Origin of the sequence: Saccharothrix espanaensis DSM 44229 (assembly GCF_000328705.1) — a bacterium.
Lineage (GTDB): Bacteria > Actinomycetota > Actinomycetes > Mycobacteriales > Pseudonocardiaceae > Actinosynnema > Actinosynnema espanaense.
Map to the genome: position 1 here is coordinate 3,913,743 of NC_019673.1, position 16,949 is coordinate 3,930,691.

A 16,949-nucleotide genomic window follows, 5' to 3' on the forward strand; every position below is an offset into this window, starting at 1 on the left:
CGCGAACCCGGTGTTACGGTGCCCGGACGTCCGCGCAGCGAGGAGTGGCATGGCCGCCGAGGAAGAACCCGGGACCGAGTTCCCGCACCGGATCGGGAAGACCGCCCGGCGCGTGCTGTTCCTCAACGGCTACACCCGCTACGACCACCTGACCGCCACCACGGCGAAGGAACTGCTGAAGCTGCACGGCATGGGCAAGAAGGGGATCACGATCCTGCGCGAGGAACTCGCCGAACGCGGCCTGGCGTTCGCCGACGAGTCCTGACCGCCGGATCCCCGGTACGGCGAGCCCGGACCGACCTCTCACCCCTCGCACGCCGCACAGCACGCACACCGCCGGCACCACCCCGATCCGCCCGACGCCGCCTCCTCCGCTGTTCCCTCGCCTGGCGCGCGCGACTCCGGTGGCTGCTCGTCCGCGTGATCACGGCCCTGGTCGCCGCGTTCACGCCCTCGCGGCCCTGACCTCCGGCGAGCTGTTCTCGCGGTAGTGGTCCCAGCTCGCCTTGCACGCCAGGGCGAGTTCGGTCACCCGCGCCGGGTCGGGGTCCGGCCAGTCGGTGCCGGGCGACATCAGGTGTGCGGCACCGGCCGGGCCCAGCAGGTACTCGCGGCGGAACTCCGCCTGCACCGCCTCGACGCCCGGGAACCGCGCGCCGGTGTGGATGATCTCGTTGCTGCCCAGGTAGGGCTGGTTGAGCGCCACGTCGCCCGGCTCGGCCGCGAACCCGACCCGGTGCGCGTCGGCCAGCGCGCGCAGCAGGTCCGGGCGCATGGTGACCGGGTTGTCGCCCCGCCGCTCGCCGTGCGCGTCGCCCCGGTTGGACAGGGCGACGACCGGCGGCAGGCGGTCGGCTTCCGGGCGCGGCACGTCCACCGCGCCGTCCGGCCTGGTCGTGTGGTTCATGGTGTCGTGGAACGACAGGAACGTCACGCCGCGCCCGGCGCGGGCGACCAGGTCGTCCCGGGTGCGCTCGTAGACGTCGACGCCGACCGCCGCGACCTCGGCCAGCGCGTCCGCCAGCTCGTCGGGGCTGCCGACGAAGACCGGCATGAACGAGAACGTCACCGGGCGCACCGCGTCGCAGCCGGACAGGTCGACGCGCGCGCCCGGCCCGGCGGCCCGGACCCGCTCGAACGCCTCCCGCAGGCCCGCCGCCAGGTCGTCCGGCCGGGCCCGGTTCGGGTCCCGGACCAGCCGGGGGTGCGGGTTCTGCACGGCGACGACCCGGGGGTCCAGCTCGGCCCACCGCCGCACGACGGGCGCGGTCGAGCAGTCGGTGAAGTCGTACTGGAGCCGCCGGGTCAGCGCCGGCGACAGGAACCCCGCCAGTTCCGCCGGGATCGCCGCGCCGGCGTGCGGGCAGCTCACCACCAGGTCGGCGGCGGCCAGCGCCTCGGCCAGCGGGCGCCGGTCCCGGTCGGCGTAGAAGGTGATGTCCTCGGCGGTGAAGCGGGTCCCGCGCGGGATGAGCACCGGGGCGGACATGGGTCCTCCGATCCTGCGGGGGTCACCCCCCGATCAGCAGCCCGATCAGGGCACCGAACACGGCCGTGGTCACGGCCAGCACCACGGCCGGCACGAAGAACGAGTGGTCGACCAGCTTGCTGCCCAGCTTGGTGCTGCCGGTCTGGTCGAAGTTCGCGGCGGCGATCTGCGAACCGTTGGTGGGCAGCACGTAGATGCCCGCGAACGCGCCGCCCCACATGCCGGCGAGCATCCCCGGCGCGAGCCCGGCGGCCAGGCCGATCGGCACGATGGTCCGGGTCGCGGTGGACTGGCTGGTGGTCGCCACGCACACCAGGAACACGCCCAGCGCGAAGATCCACGGCGCGGCGTCCACCCACCGGCCGACCGTGTCGACCACGAGCGCCTGGTGGGCGGAGATGAACGTGTCGGTCAGCCACGCCAGGCCGAACAGCGCGATCGCCGACACCATGCCCGCGCGGAACACCGAGGCCATCGGCACGTCGGCCACCTTGGGCCGGGCGATGACCAGGATGACCGTGCCGACGGCGAACATCACCATCTCGATGATCGGCGTCATGCCCAGTTCGGCCCCGCGCGCGTCCTCCGGCCGCAGGTCCTTGAACAGCCCCAGCACCACGATCACCAGCACGCCGGACAGGAACACCAGCGCCGCCGCCCGTCCCGTCGGGGTCGCCTCGGGCAGGCCCCGGGTCGAGCCGGGCGAGGCCGGCGGCAGTTCGCCGGAAGCCACCCTGGCCTGGATCTCCGGATCGTCGGCGACGTCCTTGCCCAACCGCCGCACGACGAAGAACGACGCCACGATGCCGAGCACGGCGGCGGGCAGCGTCACCTTGACGATGTCGATCAGCTCGAACCGGTACGGGTCCACGTCGGTCAGCGTCACCATGGCGGCCATCGCCGCGCTGACCGGGCTGCACGCCAGCGCGACACCGGTCGCCACCACCGACAGCGACAGCGGGCGCGACGGGCGCTCGCCGTTGCGGTAGGCGACGTCGCTGATCACCGGCAGCAGCGGGTAGAGGATGTTGGAGGTGCCCGCGCCGACCGAGAACAGGAACGTCACCAGCGGCGCGATCAGCGTGATCTGCCTCGGGTAGCGGGAGATCACCCGGGCGGCGATCCGCACCATCCAGTCGATCCCGCCCGCGACCTGCATCATCGACGCGGCCAGCACCACGGCCAGCACGATCAGCAGCGCGTCCACGGGGGGCGTGCCGGCCGGTTCCCGGAACACGAACACCAGCACCCCGACGCCGAGCCCGCCCCACAGCCCGAGGGCCACGCCGCTGGACCGGGTGCCCATCACGATCGCCCCGAGCACCACGAGCAGTTCGAGCGAGATGATCAGCGCATCCATGTCCTGCCGGCGTCCCTCGCGCTCGTGGAGAGCCGGACGGCTCCCGGACCGCCAGTATCAGCGAGTCGCCCCGGCCCCGCCCGAACGGGACCGGCCCCTTCACCCCAACGAGCGTCACCCCGCCGCGCCGCCCGGAACATCACCCGACGGGGTGTTCGGGCCGGCTGCTCGACCCGTCGCCCGGCCGACTCCGCCGAGACCGGCCGCGCGTGGGGGACGGGGGTCAGACGACGGAGAGCCGCAGCTCCGCGCCGTGGTGGGCGGCGAGCCGGCGGGCGGCGCGGTCCAGCGAGTCGCGGTGGGCGTGCGCGAGGGTGGTCAGCAGGTCGAGTTCGACCGACAGCGTCCGGTGGGTCAGGGTGCCGCGCCAGGTGCCGTGCACGACGCCGTCGACCAGCACCACCTGCACGCCCGACGCGCCCTCGGCCCGCCCGGTGTGGTGCCGGCGCAGCAGTGGTTTCACCTCGTCCGGCACGATCGTCTCGCGCTGGCCCGAACCCAGCACCCAGGCGTCGTAGCGGGGCAGCAGCCACGCCCCGGTGACCGGTTCCGGCCGGGTGTCGGCGTCCTCGGCCAGCACGTGCGAGCCGTTGAGCACGTCCACCACGTCCTGCGCGTGCAGCAGTTCGTGCGCGGCGGGGATCGTGACGCCGAGCCAGCGGGAGAGGTCGCGCGGCGCCACCGGGCCGTAGTTGCGCACGTACCGGCGCACGACCTCGTGCAGCGCCGCGTCCTCGTCCACCTCATCGGGGGTCACCCGGACGAAGGTCTCCTTGCCGTCCTGGTGCGGGCCGAAGGCGAGCACGCCCGCGTGCGCGGCCAGGACCGTGAACTCGGCGAGCGTCTCGTCCACCTCGGCGGTGCCGCTGAGCCGCTTGAGCCGGGCCACCAGGTCGGCGCGGGGCAGCGGCCCGTCGGCGAGCGCTTCGGTGGCGGCGTCGAGCAGCCTGCGCTCGGCGTCGGACGCCGTCGTCGGGGTGGCCTTGCGCACGGCGGCCAGGTAGAGGCCCAGGTCCTGGGCGGCCAGCAGGTGCGCGGTGCCGCGCATGGCGTACGTGCGCACGAGCGTGCCGTCGGCGACGAGCGCGTGGAACGCGTCCCGGCCCAGGCGGGTCGACCGCACGGCCAGCCCCAGTTCCGCGGCCAGCGGGGCCTGCGCCTGGAACGCGCACACGTCGCCGGTCACGGTGGCGGGCCCGGCCGCGGACGGCTGGGCGAGGTGGTTGCGGCGGAGCCGGTGTGCCAGGGCTGCCGCCGTGCTCCAGTTCGATGCCATGACGCAACCACCCTAGAGCCCCTGTCGCGCAACGCGAAGCCGACGCGCGCCGAGCGGCCGCCGTGCCTGGCGTGCCGGCGGTGGCGGACCGTGCCAGGGTGGGTGCGCCGTGTGATGGTGTGCGGCCGAACGGGGCATTCCGCCGTGCCCGGCGACTGGCACTGTGGTGGAGGTCGTACCGAGCCGCGTTTGGGGGAGCGATGGCAGCGCAGGATTTGTCACGACGGGATCTGCTCGTGCGCACCGGGCAGGTGGCGGCCGTGCTGGGGGTCGCGGGCACCGCCGGTGCAGTGGCCGCCGGGGAAGCGCGGGCCGAGCCGGCCGCGCCCGGTGGCCGGTCGGTGGTGGTGCGGGAGGGCACGAACATCTCCGTGTCGTCGTCACCGGACGGCACGTGGCTGGCCACCGACCTGGCGGCGGCGATCTGGGTGCTGCCGGCCGCCGGCGGCGCGGCGCGCAGGCTGACCGGGGACCTCCAGGACGCCACGCTGCCGACGTGGTCGCCGGACGGCCGGTCGCTGGTCTTCCAGTCCTACCGGGACGGCAACTTCCACCTGTACCGGGTCGACGCCGCCGGCGGCGAGCCCCGGCAGCTCACCACGGGCCGCCACGACCACCGGGAACCGGTGTTCTCGCCGGACGGCCGGCGGATCGCCTTCACCGGCGACCGGGGCGGGCACTACGGGGTCTGGGTGCTCGACGTCGCCTCCGGCGAGGTCACCGCGATCACCGGACCGCCCGACGAGGCCGCCGCGCCCCGGTGGTCGCCGGACGGCGCGCGGATCGTGTTCACCGCCAACGAGACGGCCGTCGACGTGGTCACGGTCGCGACCGGCGAACGGGTCCGCGTGGTCACCGCGCCGGCCGGCGGCCGGGTGTACGGCGCGAGCTTCGGCCCCGACGGCACCCCGTCGTACACGCTGGTCCGGGGCGCTCGGGCGGACCTGGTGCTGGGCGGGCGGGAACTGACCGCCGGGCAGGACGTGTTCGGGTTCGCCGCCACGTGGACCGGCGGCACCGCGCTCTACACGGCCGACGGCCGGATCCGCAGGCGGGCCGCGGACGGGACCGTCGTCGACGTCCCGTTCGAGGCCACCCTGCCGGTCGCCGCCCGCGCCGAGGTCCGGCAGCGGCCCGACCAGGCCGGTTCCGGGGACGTGCGGGGCATCGCCGGTCCGGTGGTGTCGCCGGACGGCGCGCGGATCGCGTTCCGCGCGCTCAACGCCGTGCACCTGGTGTCCGCGCTCGGCGGCCGGCCGCGCCGGCTCACCGACGGCGCGTGGTTCGACTCCGACCCGGACTTCTCGCCCGACGGCCGGTCGATCGTGTACTCCAGCGACCGGACCGGCGTGCCCGCGCTGCGCCTGCGCGACCTGGTCACCGGCGCGGACCGGGCGCTGCCCGCCGGGCCGGGCGCGCAGACCGCGCCCCGGTTCGCGCCGGACGGCGACCGGATCGCCTACGTCGACCACGACGGCGCGGTGTGGGTGCTCGACGTGCCCGCCGGGACCCGCCGGCAGGTCACCCCCGCGCTGTTCATGCCGGGCCGGCCGACCTGGTCGGCGGACGGCCGGGTGCTCGCGCTGGCCGCGGTGAAGCCGTTCTCCCGCCGGTTCCGCGAGGGCACCAGCCAGGTCCTCACCGTCGACCTGGTCGGCGGCGGGCTGCGCTACGCCGAACCGATGCCGTTCCGGTCGATCGCGACCCGCGGCGACGACGGTCCGGTGTGGTCGCCGGACGGCCGGCACCTGGCGTTCGTGGTGGAGAGCGTCGCCTGGGTGGTGCCCGTCGACGCGGCCGGCCGGTTCCTCGGCGACCCGCGCCAGGTCACCGACGAGGTGACCGACTCGCCCGCGTGGAGCGGTTCGGACGCGCTGGTCTACCTGTGCAACGGCAAGCTGCGCCGGGTCGCGCTGTCCGGCGGCGGGCCGCGCACGATCCGGCTGGACTTCACCTGGCGCCGGCCGAAAGCCCCGGACCGCACGATCGTGCACGTCGGCGCGGTGTGGGACGGCGAGTCCGACGGCCTGCGGCACGACGTGGACGTCGTGGTCGAGCAGGGCCGGGTGCGGGAGATCCGCCCGCACCGCGCGTCGGCGGGGGACCGGGTGGTCGACGCGCGCGACCAGGTCGCGATCCCCGGCCTGATCGACGCGCACAACCACTGGCACCTGCGCGGCCGGCAGTGGGGCGCGCGGCAGGGCCGGGCGTGGCTGGCCTACGGCATCACCACCACCCGGTCGCCGGGCGACCCGGCGTACCAGATGGTGGAGACCCGCGAGGCGCTCGCCGCCGGAACCCTGGTGGGGCCCCGGTTCTACGGCACCGGCGAGGCGATCGACGGCTCCCGGGTCTACTACAACTTCATGCGGCCCACGCTCTCGCGCGAGCAGCTCGACCTGGAGCTCAAGCGGGCGCTGGAACTCGACTACGACATGATCAAGACCTACGTACGGCTCCCGGTGGAACTCCAGCGGGAGGCCGTGGCGGCGGCGCACCGGAGCGGGCTGCGGCTCTCGTCGCACTACCTGTACCCGGCGGCGAACATCGGCATGGACGGCATGGAGCACGTCGGCGCGACCAACCGGCTGGGCTACTCGCACACGATCAGCCGCACCGGCCGCGCGTACCAGGACGTGGTGGAGCTGTTCGCGAAGTCCGGCATGTCGGTCACGCCGACCCTGTTCCAGGCCCGCGCGCTCTACGCCGACGACAAGTCCCTTGTGGACGATGAGCGCACCCGGGTGCTGTTCCCGCCGTGGGAGTACGAGCGGTACGTGGCTGACGCGGCGGCGGCCGGCACCCCGGCGTCCCCGTGGTCGAAGGACGTGCTGGCGGGCTGGGTGGACGTGCTGCTGCGGATCCAGCGCGCCGGCGGGTTGGTGATCTGCGGGACCGACACGCCGTTGGACACCATCGCCACCGCGACCCACCAGAACCTGCGGGCGCTGGTGGCGGGCGGGTTCACCCCGCTGGAGGCGCTGCGCACCGCGACCCGCAACCCGGCGACGTGGCTGGGGCTGACCGGGCGGATCGGCACCCTGCGGCCGGGCGCGCACGCGGACGTGGCGTTCGTCTCGGGCAACCCGCTCGCCGACATCCGGGCCGCCGCGGCGGTGCGCCGGGTGATGGTCGGGGGAGTGCTGCACGAGGTCTCGGACCTGCTCGACCCGTACCGCGCGGCACGGGTGGCCGCGCACGCCGAACCGTTGCCGCCCTTGCCCTCCGCCGCCCACGACCACACCCACTGGTGGCACGAGCCGGAGTGGTCCGCGCACGTGTGCTGCGGCGAGTTCTGACCGCTCGGCAGGACCTCCGGGTGCGGGCGCGGACCCGCACCCGGAGGACCCGTCACCGGCTCGCGCCTCCACCGCGCCGGCCCGGTGCTGCTGCGCGGGGTTCCCGCCGGCTGGTGTCGTGCGCGCGTTCTCCCTCCTCTTCGACCTGGCCGTGGACAGAAGGCGCGGCGCAAGGTCGCTCGCCCTCCCGGCCGGGCGCGGCGCCGACCGGTGCGGGCGGCTCGACGGGCTGGGGGCCGGCGGGTCCGCGATGCCCGCCTTCGGCACCGCCACCGACGACGAGCGCCGGGTGGTGCGCGCGGCGATGTCGTCGGCGATCCGCGCCTACCCCGCCCGGGAGTCGTCATCCGCCGCCCGGAAATCGCGTGAAGCGCGTCACACCGTTCAATGTCGGGGGTGGGTTCCGGGGTTTCCGGGGCGTGGACGACAGTTCGGCAGAGAGGAACGACGTGCCCGACGGCTACGACCGGTTCGTCGCCGATCGCCTCGATCGGCTCCTGCGCTACGCCACGGCGATGACCTGCGACAAGTACCTGGCCCAGGACATCGTGCAGGACGTGCTGCTGCGCGTGCAGGACCGCTGGACCCGGATCGCGGTGATGGACGCGCCCTACCTCTACGTCAAGCGCATGGTGACCAACGAGTACCTGTCGTGGCGGCGGCGCAGGGCCGCGCGTGACGTCATCGCCTCGCACGCCGCGCTGGACGAGATCGCGCCCACCGTGGCCGATCACGCCGTCCGGCACGCCGAGCGCGACGCGATGCGCTCCCGGATCGCGGTGTTGCCGCGCCGACAACGGGCGGCGATCGTCCTGCGCTACTACGAGGACAGCTCCGACGAGGAGATCGCCGCCGTGCTCGGCTGCACGGTCGGCACCGTGCGCAGCCACATCTCCCGTGCGCTGAAGACGTTGCGGACCAACGAGAACACCCCGGTGGAGGTGCTGCGATGACCGGCCAGGAAGAGCTCATCCGCGAGGCGGTCGCGGCCGAGGCGGCGCAGGCCGTGGACAGCCGGGACGTGCTCGCCGCCCTGCACCGGGGCCGGGCCCGCCGGCGGCGGCCGTGGGGGGTGATCGCCGCCGCGACGGTGGCCACGGCGGCGGTCGCCGTGGTGGTGCCGCTGACGATCTCCCGCTCCGCCGCGCCGACCGACCCCGCCGCGCCGCCGGTCGCGGCGCGCAACGTCCTGCTGGTCGGCTTGGACGAGGGCCCGCGCACCGATTCCGTGGTGCTGGCGCACGTCACGGCGGGCGCGGTGAGCGCGGTGTCGCTGCCGCGTGACGCGTGGGTCGACGTCCCCGGCGGCGGCAAGAGCAAGCTGAACCTGGTCTACGCCAAGGCTTACGAGGCCGCGACCGGTGACCGGGCGCGGGCCGGCGCGGAGGCGTTGGCGGGCACCGTCGGGCAGCTGACGGGCGTGCGCGTCGACCACTACGCCGTCGTGGAGATGGCCGCGCTCGGCCGGCTGGTGGACGCCGTCGGCGGCGTCGAGGTGTGCCTCAAGGCACCGGCGAAGGACGCGCTCTCCGGCGTGGACCTGCCCGCCGGGCGGCAGAAGCTCGGCGGCGACGACGCGATCGCGTTCGTGCGCCAACGCCGCGACGTCCCGGACGGCGACCTGACCCGGGTGGTCCGCCAGCAGGTGGTCCTGCGCGCCCTGGCCGGGAAGTACCTGAGCCCGGACGTCATGGGCGACCCGGCGAGGCTGTCCGCGCTGATCGGCGTGGTCACCGCGCAGACCCGCGGTGACGAGGGCTGGAACGTGCTGGAGCTGGCCAACCGGTTGACCCCCGGCACCCCGGTCCGCACCGCCACCATCCCGGTCGGCGGCTCGGTCGACCAACCGGACGCCGGCCAGGTCCTCCTGGTCGACCCGGCGGCCGTCCGCGCCTTCGTGGCCGACTTCACCGCCGAAACCCCGTCGACCGGCACCCGGTCGACCGAAACCCCGTCGACCGGCACCCCGCAGGAACCCGGCGACGGCTGCGTGGACTGACCCCGGCGACGCCCGAGCCCCCGTCGCGGTGGGGGCTCGGGCGGGCCGCTCCACAGTGGAGCCGGGGCGGGATTCCTCGGTGGTACCGCAGCGACTTTTCCGGTCATGCCGCGCATTGTCGTGGATCAGGTGCCAGTTCCGGCGGTCGCGTTCGCGGTCGGGTTCAGCACGTTCGTGGCGACGCAGGTGGCGCGGCCCGACGGGCTCACGTTCGAGCGGGCCTACACGGGTCCGTCGACCGAGTCGCAGTGTCCACTGTGGATTTTGGCGGCGGCGGGCCCGTGGCCGGCTCGCGTGGACTAGCGTTCGTGGGGTCGAGGGAGGGTCCGATGACCGACTTGCACGGTGTCCTGGAACCGCACGTCTCCTCGGGCGCGCTACCCGGCGCGGTGGCGTTGGTCGCCCGGGGCGACCGGGTCGAGTTCGCCGCGGTGGGCGCGCTCGACGTGGCGGGCACGGCACCGATGACCCGCGAATCCATCTTCCGGTTCGCGTCGATCACCAAGCCGATCACCGCCGCCGCCCTGCTCGCGCTCGTCGACGACGGCCGGGTCGGCCTGCACGACCCGATCGGCCGGTGGCTGCCGGAACTCGCCGCGCCCGCCGTGGTGCGCACGCCGGCGTCCGAGTTGGACGACGTGGTGCCGCTCGCTCGGCCGATCACGGTGTTCGACCTGCTCACCTCCCAGGCCGGCCACGGGTTCGCCTCGGACTTCTCGCTGCCCGCCGTGCGCCGGCTGTTCGCGGTGCAGAAGGACGGCCGCGAACCGCAGGCGTTCCCGGCGACCGACGAGTGGCTCGCCGAGCTGTCCGAGGTGCCGCTGCTCTACCAGCCGGGCGAGTCCTGGCTCTACGACACGTCCTCGGCCGTGCAGGGCGCGCTGATCGCCAGGGCGTCCGGTCGGTCGCTGCCCGAGTTCCTCGCCGAACGGGTGTTCGCGCCCCTCGGGATGACCGACACCGGGTTCGTGGTCCCGCAGGCCGACCGCGGCCGGTGCACCACGTTCTACAAGGCGGAGGACGGCGTCCTGCGCCCGGCCGACGGCCCGGACGGGCAGTGGAGCACGCCGCCCGCGTTCCCGCTGGGCTCCGGCGGCCTGGTCGGCACCGCGGACGACTGGTTCGCCTTCGCCCGGGTGCTGCTCGCCGGCGGGGTCGCCGACGGCCGTCGGGTGCTGTCCGCCGAGGCCGTCCGGCTGATGACCACCGACCACACCACGCCGGCGCACCGGGAGATCGGCGCGCTGTTCCTGGAGGGCCAGGGGTGGGGGATGGGCGGCTCGGTCGACATCGCTGTGACCGACCCGTGGACCGTGCCGGGCCGCTACGGCTGGGTCGGCGGCACCGGGACGTCCGCGCACGTCGTGCCGGCCACCGGGACCGTCGCCATCCTGCTGACCCAGGTCGGCGCGGACAGCCCGGTCGCACCGGAGTGGATGCGGGACTTCTGGCGGTACGCCGCCTGACCCGCGCCCCAGTGCGCGTCGCGCGGCCGACCCCGACCGAACCGGAACACCCGCCCGCGCGGAGCGGCTTCGTGGTGTCCCGGATCTCGTCCCCAGAAGTGTGTGCCCGGAAGTGTGCGGCGAGAGGCGCGCGGGCCCGAGATGGCTCAGTAGGCCATGAAGAGGATCTCGTCGCGCGAGTAGTCGTGGCCCGGGTGGTTCTCCTTCAGGTGCTGCTGGGTCTTCGTCACGAGGTCGTCCTCGTCCTGTCCGGTGATGTGCTCACCGCAGGGGCAGGTGATGTTCTGCTTCATCGCTGTCCTCCTCAAGGATCTCCGGTCACGACTCTACTGACGCCGGCGTGGTTGTCGAACCGGTTCCGCACCTCGTGCGGCGGTGCGGTGCTCAACCGTGGTCGCGCCGGCGGGTGAGCACCCGGTCGACCAGGTCGCCGGACGCGCCGAGGTAGTGTCGCGGGTCCAGCAGGTCGTCCACCTCCGCCGCGTCCAGCTCCGGGACCTCGCGCAGCAGGTCCCCGAACGACCGGTCGCCCGCCGCCGCCTCGCGGGAGATCCGGCCGAGCAGCTCCTTCGCGGCGGCTTTGCCCAGGCGCGGCGCGAGCACCACGGTCAGCCGCTCGGCGACGATCGCCCCGCCGGTCAGCTCCAGGTTCGCCCGCATCCGCGCCGGGAACACCTCCAGCCCGTCCAGCAGCGTCACGGCCGTGCGGGCCGCACCCGCCGTGGTGCGCAGCGCCTCCCGCAGCGGCTGCCACTCCGAGTGCCACGCGCCGGGCGCGCGCTCGTCCTCCGCCAGCATCGCCTGCCCCAGCACCAGGGCTTGCGCGGGCACCGTGCGGGCGGCCGAGACCAGCAGCGTGGCCAGCACGGGGTTGCGCTTCTGCGGCATCGCCGAGGACCCGCCCCGGCCGTCCGCCGGGGGTTCGGCCACCTCGCCGACCTCGGTGCGGGACATGCCCTGCACGTCGAGCCCGATCTTGCCGAGCGCGCCGGTCACGGCGGTCAGCGCCCAGCCCAGGTCGAGCAGCGGGGTCCGCCGGCCGTGCCAGGGCGCGTCCGGCTCGCGCAGCCCGAGCCGGGCGGCGAAGTGCCGGACCAGCCGCACGCCGTGACCGCGTTCGCCCGCGTGCTCCTCGTAGGCCGCCAGGGTGCCGGCCGCGCCGCCGAGCTGCGCCGGGAGGTCGGCGGCGGTGCGCCGGACCCGGTCGGAGGCGTCCAGCACGCCCGCGAGCCACCCGGCGGCTTTGAGCCCGAACGTGATCGGCACGGCGTGCTGGGTGAGCGTGCGGCCCGCCAGCACCGTGCCGCGGTGCCCGTCGGCGAGGTCCGCCAGCGCACGGGCGCACTCGACCAGGTCGGCGTCCACCCGGCGCAGGGTGCGCGCGGCGAGCAGCATCGCGGCCGAGTCGAGGACGTCCTGGCTCGTGCCGCCCCGGTGCACGTGGTCGGCGGCGTCCGGGTCGACCGCGGCGACGGCGGCGGTCAGCTCCCGCACCAGGGCGACGACCGGGTTGGCCGCCTCGCGCGAGCGGATCGCGATGTCCACCACGTCGAGCCGCGCCGAGGCGGCCACGTCGGCGATCACCCGCGCCGCCGCCTCGGGCACCACGCCGAGTTCGGCCTGGGCCCCGGCCAGCGCGGCTTCGACCTCCAGCATCGCGGCGAGCCACGCCTCGTCGGACAGCGGGGCGCCCGTGCCCGCCCACACCGGGGACAACAACGCGGAATCGACGGCTCGACCGGTCACCGGCGTGACGCTACCGGCGTCCGGCGCGGCGCCGCCACCGCAGCTGAACGGGATTGGCCCAAGAACACCTGGGCTGATCGGCCCTCGGTCAGGTGCCAATCGCCGACGTACGGTCCCCTCCTCGACAACGGAAGGAGCCGAGCGTGGTGACGGCGGACCTGTGGTTCGACCCGGTGTGCCCGTGGGCGTGGATCACGTCCCGCTGGCTGATGGAGGTGGAGGGCGTGCGCCCGATGCGCGCCCGGGTCCACGTGTTCAGCCTCGCCCTGCACAACCAAGACCGGGAGGTCGACCCCTGGTACCGCGCCTGGCTCGACCAGCGCTGGGGCCCGGCACGGGTGGTGGCCGCGGCCGAGCGGGCGCACGGCGGCGAGGTCGTGCGAGCCCTCTGCACCGCGTTCGGCACCCGCCTGCACGTCGACAAGCGCCCGGTGGACCGGGAGTTGAGCCTCGACGCGCTGGCCGAGGTCGGCCTGCCCCCGGATCTCGCCGACGCCGCCGGGAGCACCGCGCTGGACGACGTCCTGGCGGCCGGCAACGCCGCCGCGCTCGCCCCGGTCGGCGAGGACCTCGGGGTGCCCGCGCTCCACCTGCCCGGCCCGGACGGCGAGGTGGTCGCGTTCTTCGGCCCGGTGGTCAGCCCGACCCCGCGCGGCGAGGCGGCCGGCCTGCTGTGGGACGGCGTGCGCCTGCTCGCCGGCACCGAGGGCTTCTCCGAGCTCAAACGGGCGCGCTCCCGCCCCGACACCGCTCCAGCAGGAGGCGGACCTCGTCGGCGATCAGCCCGGGTTCGGTGACCACGACGTTGTGCCCGGACTCGTGCGCCGGCACCCACCGGCCGTGCGCGGACCGGTCGGCCCGGAACCGGTGCGACTCGGTGGCGGCCAGCCGGAACGCGCGGGGCATCCCGCTGTCCGCGCGCATGCCCGAGATCGAGGTGACCGGGATGTCGGCGGGCAGCACCGGCGGCCGCTCGCGGAACGCGGTCGTCGCCGCGACCAGCGCGGTGAGCTCCCGGCCCCTGGTGCGCATCGCGGCCGGCGTGAACGCCTCCGCGCGGATCTCGGCGAGCACGTCCGGCGGGAACGCCCGCACCTGCTTGCGGAAGGCGAACCCGAGCAGCCCGACCCGGGCGAGCACCGCGCTGGCCCGTTGCGCCACCCGCTCCGCCCGCCGGAAAGTCCTGTTGAACAACAGGTCGCACGCCTCGTCGGTGGTGTCCACCAGGACGAGCCCGGCCACCCGCTCCGGTCGTGCGGCCGCCGCGACCCGCACGACCGGCCCGCCACCGCTGTGCGCGACCAGCACGAACGGTCCGGGCCCGAGGTGGTCGAGCAGCGCGTTGAGGTCGGCCGCGAGGTGGTCGACGGTGCGCGGCCCGGGATCCGGCGCACTGCGCCCCAACCCGGCCCGGTCGTAGGCCACCGCCCGCGCCCACCGCGCCACGCGCGGCTGCACCAGCGCCCAGAACGACCGGGTCGCCGCCATCCCGGCCTCGAACACCACGGTCGGCGCGGCGGTCCCGTCGGGTCCGGGCAGTTCCACGTAGTACAACTCGCGCCCGCCGCCGACCGGCGCGGTGCCCGGTGTGCCCTGCGTGTGGAGTTTCCCCATGATGCCCCCTCACGGCCCCGAGGGCACCGTAACGGGGAGTCGGCGCACGCGGGTCCCTCTGGCAGCTTTCGGCACCGCCCTGCGCGGCACCCGTCGGCCGACTGGAGTGGGTCAGCTCGTGGGTGGCAGCCAGTCCTCGGTGTCGCGGTGCCGGCCGAGCCCGATCGCGGCCTGCTCGGCCAGGTGGAGGGGGCCCAGGACCACCTCCCCGGCGTCCCACACCACGGCGGACTGCTCGCCGGTCCCGCCGAAGTACTCGGCCTCGACGTAGGCGACCGGGCCGTGCGCCGAACAGGCGGCCAGGGCGCGATCGAACCCGGCGGGCGCTTTCCGGAACCCGGCCGGCCCGGGGCGTTCCGGCGACGGTGACCGCGTCGAAGAACGCGTCGGTCATCGGCAGCAGCGACAAGCGCTCGTCCAACGCGACGACCCGGGCTTGCTCGACGGGGCCTGCCAAGTCGTGGAGAACGCGCTCGGCGGCGATGACGGCTTGCAGGCGGTACACCGCCCCATCCTGCACCCGGCCGCTGGGCGACCGGCCCTCGTCGGGACCGGTCGCCGGCTCGGCGTGATCAGGAGGTGAAGGCGAGGCCGACGATCTCGTGGTGGGCGATGCCGACCAGGCGGGTCCGGCCGGTGTCGAGGTCGATCCGGTAGACCTTGCCGCCGGACGCCGCCAGCGCGGTGCCGGCCGCGGAGATGTCGAAGCCGTTGGTGGTGCCGATCCACGCGGTGGACTTGCCGACGGTGAACAACTGGCCGGTGTTGGGGGAGACCACCGGGGTGACGCCCGCCCGGGTGCCCTGGGTCGCCAGGACGCGGCGGCTGCTGTCGAGGACGTAGAGCGTGGTGCTCGTCGCGCCGGCCACGCTGTTGGTGTACGCGGCGGCGGCGACCTTCGGGGCCTCGCCGGGGGTCGGGTGGGCGAGCGCGCCGTCGGTGCCGGCGACGGCCCCGGTGTCGGGGTGCAGGCGCAGGTTCGTGCCGGACGCGGTGACCACCCGGATGCGGTCCACCACGGGGTTGAAGTCGAAGCCGACCGGGGCCGCGTCGACGGGGGCGGGGGTGCCGACGCCGGTGGCCCGGCCGGTGCGCGGGTCGATCCGGTAGAGCCTGCCGGACCTGCCGATGCCGTAGAGGTCTCCGGTGGCGGGTCGGACGTCGATGCCGGTCAGGCGGTCGCGCGGGTCCAGCCCGCGCACCCGGACGTGGTGGCCGAGCAGCGGCAGCGCGGACGAGCCGGTGACGAGCGTGCCGTCGGTGGTGAGCAGGTGGACGTCGGCGCGTCCGGTGGCCGCGGCGGTCGAGGTGGGGACGAGCGCGGCCGCCGCGGCGAGTGCCGCGGCGAGGACGGTCAGGCGGGTGGTGCGCACGGGGGCGCCTCCTTCTCGTGGACGGTTCGCCCGGTGTTTACGACCGGCGCGCCGGTGCTGTTGAAGGTCACCCGAACGTTTTCCGGCTCCACCGCGTACGTCTGGCGGGAGAAGGGCGGGCGGATGAGCAGACGCCGCGGGGGAGATCTCGGCGCGGAGGACGGCATCCGGGCGGCCTACGCCGCGCACGGCCCGGAGCTGTACCGCTTCGCGTTGCGGCAGTTGGGTGATGACGGGGTGGCGCAGGAGGTGGTGCAGGAGGTGTTCCTGCGCGCGTGGCGGTCGGCGGACCGGTTCGACCGGGAACTGGCGAGCCTGCGCGTGTGGCTGTTCGCCATCGCGCGCAACGTCGTGGTCGACCACGTGCGGCGGTCGCGTCGCGCCCCGTCGCCGCGACCGGCCGAGGTCGTGGTGGACGCGGGGTTCGCCGACGCCGCGCTGGACCGGTGGCTGGTGGAGGAGGCGCTGCGGCGGATCGGCGCCGACCACCGGGTGGCGTTGGTGGAGACCTACCTGCGCGGCAGGCCGTACCCCGAGGTGGCGGCCGAGCTGGGGGTTCCGCAGTCCACCTTGCGCAGCAGGGTGTACTACGGCATCAAGGCGTTGCGGCTGGCGTTGGAGGAGATGGGGGTGCGGCCGTGAGCGACCACCCGTTCCGCGAGTCGTTGGGCGCGTTCGTGCTGGGGCAGTTGTCCGGGCCGGAGCGGGTCGCCGTGCAGGCGCACCTGGACGGCTGCCCGGCCTGCCGGGCCGAGGAGGCCGACCTGCGCCCGGCCGCCGAGCTGCTGGCCCTGGCCGACCCGGACCGGGTGGCCGACCGCGTGGCGGTCCCGGCGGGTCTGGGCGAGTCGGTGCTGGCCGGCATCCGGGCCGAGCGCCGCCGACGGGTGCCCCGGTGGGCGGTGGCCGCCGCCGCGGCGGTGCTGATCGCGGTGGTGGCCGGCGGCGTCGGCTACTTCGCGGGCCGCCCGTCGGTCCCGCTGGAGCCGGTCGCGATCTCCCGGTCGGCGCCGGGTCTGTCCGCGCGGGCCGCGCTGGTCCCGCACACGTGGGGCGTGGAGATCAAGCTCGACGGCACCGGCTTCACCGGCGGCCGCCCGTACCGGGTGGTGATCCGCGACCGCGACGGCCGCGAGAGCCCCGCCGGCGCGTTCGTCGGCACCGGACCGGCCCCGATGTCCTGCAACCTCAGCACGTCCGTGCTCCGCGCCGACGCCGCCGGGTTCACCGTCCTGGACCCCGACGGCGGTGTCGTCCTGCGTTCCGACTTCTAAACCTCCGCGGCCCGGGAAATTCGGCCGGAACAGAGGTTTGAAATTCGATGTGC

The 16,949-nt window shown here is 75.0% G+C and carries 16 protein-coding genes; 9 read left to right on the top strand and 7 right to left on the bottom strand.

Annotated features, from left to right (window positions below):
* Positions 1-49 precede the first annotated feature (49 nt).
* On the top strand, positions 50-265 hold the full coding sequence (locus BN6_RS17445; RefSeq protein WP_015101008.1) for a helix-hairpin-helix domain-containing protein: 216 nt from the start codon (positions 50-52) through the stop codon (positions 263-265).
* A gap of 180 nt (positions 266-445) precedes the next feature.
* Here BN6_RS17445 and BN6_RS17450 read toward each other — a convergent pair whose 3' ends face one another.
* The 3 genes from BN6_RS17450 to BN6_RS17460 all read right to left on the bottom strand — a co-directional run bounded on the left by BN6_RS17450 (position 446) and on the right by BN6_RS17460 (position 4,125).
* Positions 446-1,489 (bottom strand): N-formylglutamate amidohydrolase, encoded by a 1,044-nt coding sequence (locus tag BN6_RS17450; RefSeq protein ID WP_015101009.1) that lies wholly within the window; start codon positions 1,487-1,489, stop codon positions 446-448.
* A 22-nt stretch (positions 1,490-1,511) separates the two neighbouring features.
* Complete coding sequence (locus BN6_RS17455; RefSeq protein WP_015101010.1) at positions 1,512-2,849, bottom strand: anaerobic C4-dicarboxylate transporter; 1,338 nt, start codon at positions 2,847-2,849, stop codon at positions 1,512-1,514.
* A gap of 223 nt (positions 2,850-3,072) precedes the next feature.
* The gene (locus BN6_RS17460) at positions 3,073-4,125 is read right to left on the bottom strand and encodes a DNA glycosylase AlkZ-like family protein (protein ID WP_015101011.1); all 1,053 of its coding nucleotides are present in this window, start codon (positions 4,123-4,125) and stop codon (positions 3,073-3,075) included.
* 200 nt (positions 4,126-4,325) lie between these two features.
* Here BN6_RS17460 and BN6_RS17465 point away from each other — a divergent pair, with 200 nt between their 5' ends.
* The 5 genes from BN6_RS17465 (at position 4,326) to BN6_RS17485 (ending at position 10,889) form a co-directional block, all read left to right on the top strand.
* Positions 4,326-7,424 carry an amidohydrolase family protein gene (locus BN6_RS17465; protein ID WP_015101012.1) on the top strand — a complete coding sequence of 1,033 codons (3,099 nt, stop codon included), beginning with the start codon at positions 4,326-4,328 and terminating at the stop codon, positions 7,422-7,424.
* A 449-nt stretch (positions 7,425-7,873) separates the two neighbouring features.
* Positions 7,874-8,377 (top strand): SigE family RNA polymerase sigma factor, encoded by a 504-nt coding sequence (locus BN6_RS17470; protein ID WP_041313055.1) that lies wholly within the window; start codon positions 7,874-7,876, stop codon positions 8,375-8,377.
* Positions 8,374-9,423 carry an LCP family protein gene (locus BN6_RS17475; protein ID WP_015101014.1) on the top strand — a complete coding sequence of 350 codons (1,050 nt, stop codon included), beginning with the start codon at positions 8,374-8,376 and terminating at the stop codon, positions 9,421-9,423. Before BN6_RS17470 ends, BN6_RS17475 begins: the two co-directional genes overlap by 4 nt.
* 129 nt (positions 9,424-9,552) lie before the next feature.
* The gene (locus BN6_RS46745; protein ID WP_158509401.1) at positions 9,553-9,726 is read left to right on the top strand and encodes a hypothetical protein; all 174 of its coding nucleotides are present in this window, start codon (positions 9,553-9,555) and stop codon (positions 9,724-9,726) included.
* Between the two features lie 26 nt (positions 9,727-9,752).
* The gene (locus BN6_RS17485) at positions 9,753-10,889 is read left to right on the top strand and encodes a serine hydrolase domain-containing protein (protein WP_015101015.1); all 1,137 of its coding nucleotides are present in this window, start codon (positions 9,753-9,755) and stop codon (positions 10,887-10,889) included.
* A 146-nt stretch (positions 10,890-11,035) separates the two neighbouring features.
* On the opposite strand, the gene BN6_RS42975 is transcribed toward BN6_RS17485, so the two are convergent.
* Both BN6_RS42975 and BN6_RS17490 read right to left on the bottom strand, forming a co-directional pair.
* Positions 11,036-11,182 carry a DUF1059 domain-containing protein gene (locus BN6_RS42975; RefSeq protein ID WP_015101016.1) on the bottom strand — a complete coding sequence of 49 codons (147 nt, stop codon included), beginning with the start codon at positions 11,180-11,182 and terminating at the stop codon, positions 11,036-11,038.
* Between the two features lie 91 nt (positions 11,183-11,273).
* Positions 11,274-12,635, bottom strand: a complete 1,362-nt coding sequence (locus BN6_RS17490; protein ID WP_015101017.1) for a class-II fumarase/aspartase family protein — start codon at positions 12,633-12,635, stop codon at positions 11,274-11,276.
* Between the two features lie 143 nt (positions 12,636-12,778).
* Between BN6_RS17490 and BN6_RS17495 the strand changes: the two genes are divergently transcribed.
* Positions 12,779-13,432 carry a mycothiol-dependent nitroreductase Rv2466c family protein gene (locus tag BN6_RS17495; RefSeq protein WP_015101018.1) on the top strand — a complete coding sequence of 218 codons (654 nt, stop codon included), beginning with the start codon at positions 12,779-12,781 and terminating at the stop codon, positions 13,430-13,432.
* Here BN6_RS17495 and BN6_RS17500 read toward each other — a convergent pair.
* Together BN6_RS17500 and BN6_RS17505 are read right to left on the bottom strand one after the other, a co-directional pair.
* Positions 13,356-14,249: an alpha/beta fold hydrolase gene (locus tag BN6_RS17500; protein WP_015101019.1), complete on the bottom strand. Its 894-nt coding sequence runs from the start codon at positions 14,247-14,249 to the stop codon at positions 13,356-13,358. The genes BN6_RS17495 and BN6_RS17500 overlap by 77 nt on opposite strands.
* A gap of 572 nt (positions 14,250-14,821) precedes the next feature.
* Entirely contained in the window at positions 14,822-15,622 is an 801-nt protein-coding gene (locus BN6_RS17505; protein ID WP_015101021.1) for a DUF4394 domain-containing protein, read from the bottom strand.
* A gap of 33 nt (positions 15,623-15,655) precedes the next feature.
* Here BN6_RS17505 and BN6_RS17510 point away from each other — a divergent pair, with 33 nt between their 5' ends.
* The gene (locus BN6_RS17510) at positions 15,656-16,264 is read left to right on the top strand and encodes a sigma-70 family RNA polymerase sigma factor (protein WP_231905322.1); all 609 of its coding nucleotides are present in this window, start codon (positions 15,656-15,658) and stop codon (positions 16,262-16,264) included.
* Positions 16,261-16,896 carry an anti-sigma factor family protein gene (locus BN6_RS17515; protein ID WP_015101023.1) on the top strand — a complete coding sequence of 212 codons (636 nt, stop codon included), beginning with the start codon at positions 16,261-16,263 and terminating at the stop codon, positions 16,894-16,896. The genes BN6_RS17510 and BN6_RS17515 overlap by 4 nt, the downstream gene beginning before the upstream one ends.
* The last annotated feature ends 53 nt before the right edge of the window (positions 16,897-16,949 follow it).

Bases quoted from the DNA above. Each gene is read 5' to 3' on its own strand.
- BN6_RS17445 (WP_015101008.1), top strand. From the start codon at position 50: ATGGCCGCCGAGGAAGAACCCGGGACCGAGTTCCCGCACCGGATCGGG.
- BN6_RS17450 (WP_015101009.1), bottom strand. From the start codon at position 1,489: ATGTCCGCCCCGGTGCTCATCCCGCGCGGGACCCGCTTCACCGCCGAG.
- BN6_RS17455 (WP_015101010.1), bottom strand. From the start codon at position 2,849: ATGGATGCGCTGATCATCTCGCTCGAACTGCTCGTGGTGCTCGGGGCG.
- BN6_RS17460 (WP_015101011.1), bottom strand. From the start codon at position 4,125: ATGGCATCGAACTGGAGCACGGCGGCAGCCCTGGCACACCGGCTCCGC.
- BN6_RS17465 (WP_015101012.1), top strand. From the start codon at position 4,326: ATGGCAGCGCAGGATTTGTCACGACGGGATCTGCTCGTGCGCACCGGG.
- BN6_RS17475 (WP_015101014.1), top strand. From the start codon at position 8,374: ATGACCGGCCAGGAAGAGCTCATCCGCGAGGCGGTCGCGGCCGAGGCG.
- BN6_RS17485 (WP_015101015.1), top strand. From the start codon at position 9,753: ATGACCGACTTGCACGGTGTCCTGGAACCGCACGTCTCCTCGGGCGCG.
- BN6_RS42975 (WP_015101016.1), bottom strand. From the start codon at position 11,182: ATGAAGCAGAACATCACCTGCCCCTGCGGTGAGCACATCACCGGACAG.
- BN6_RS17500 (WP_015101019.1), bottom strand. From the start codon at position 14,249: ATGGGGAAACTCCACACGCAGGGCACACCGGGCACCGCGCCGGTCGGC.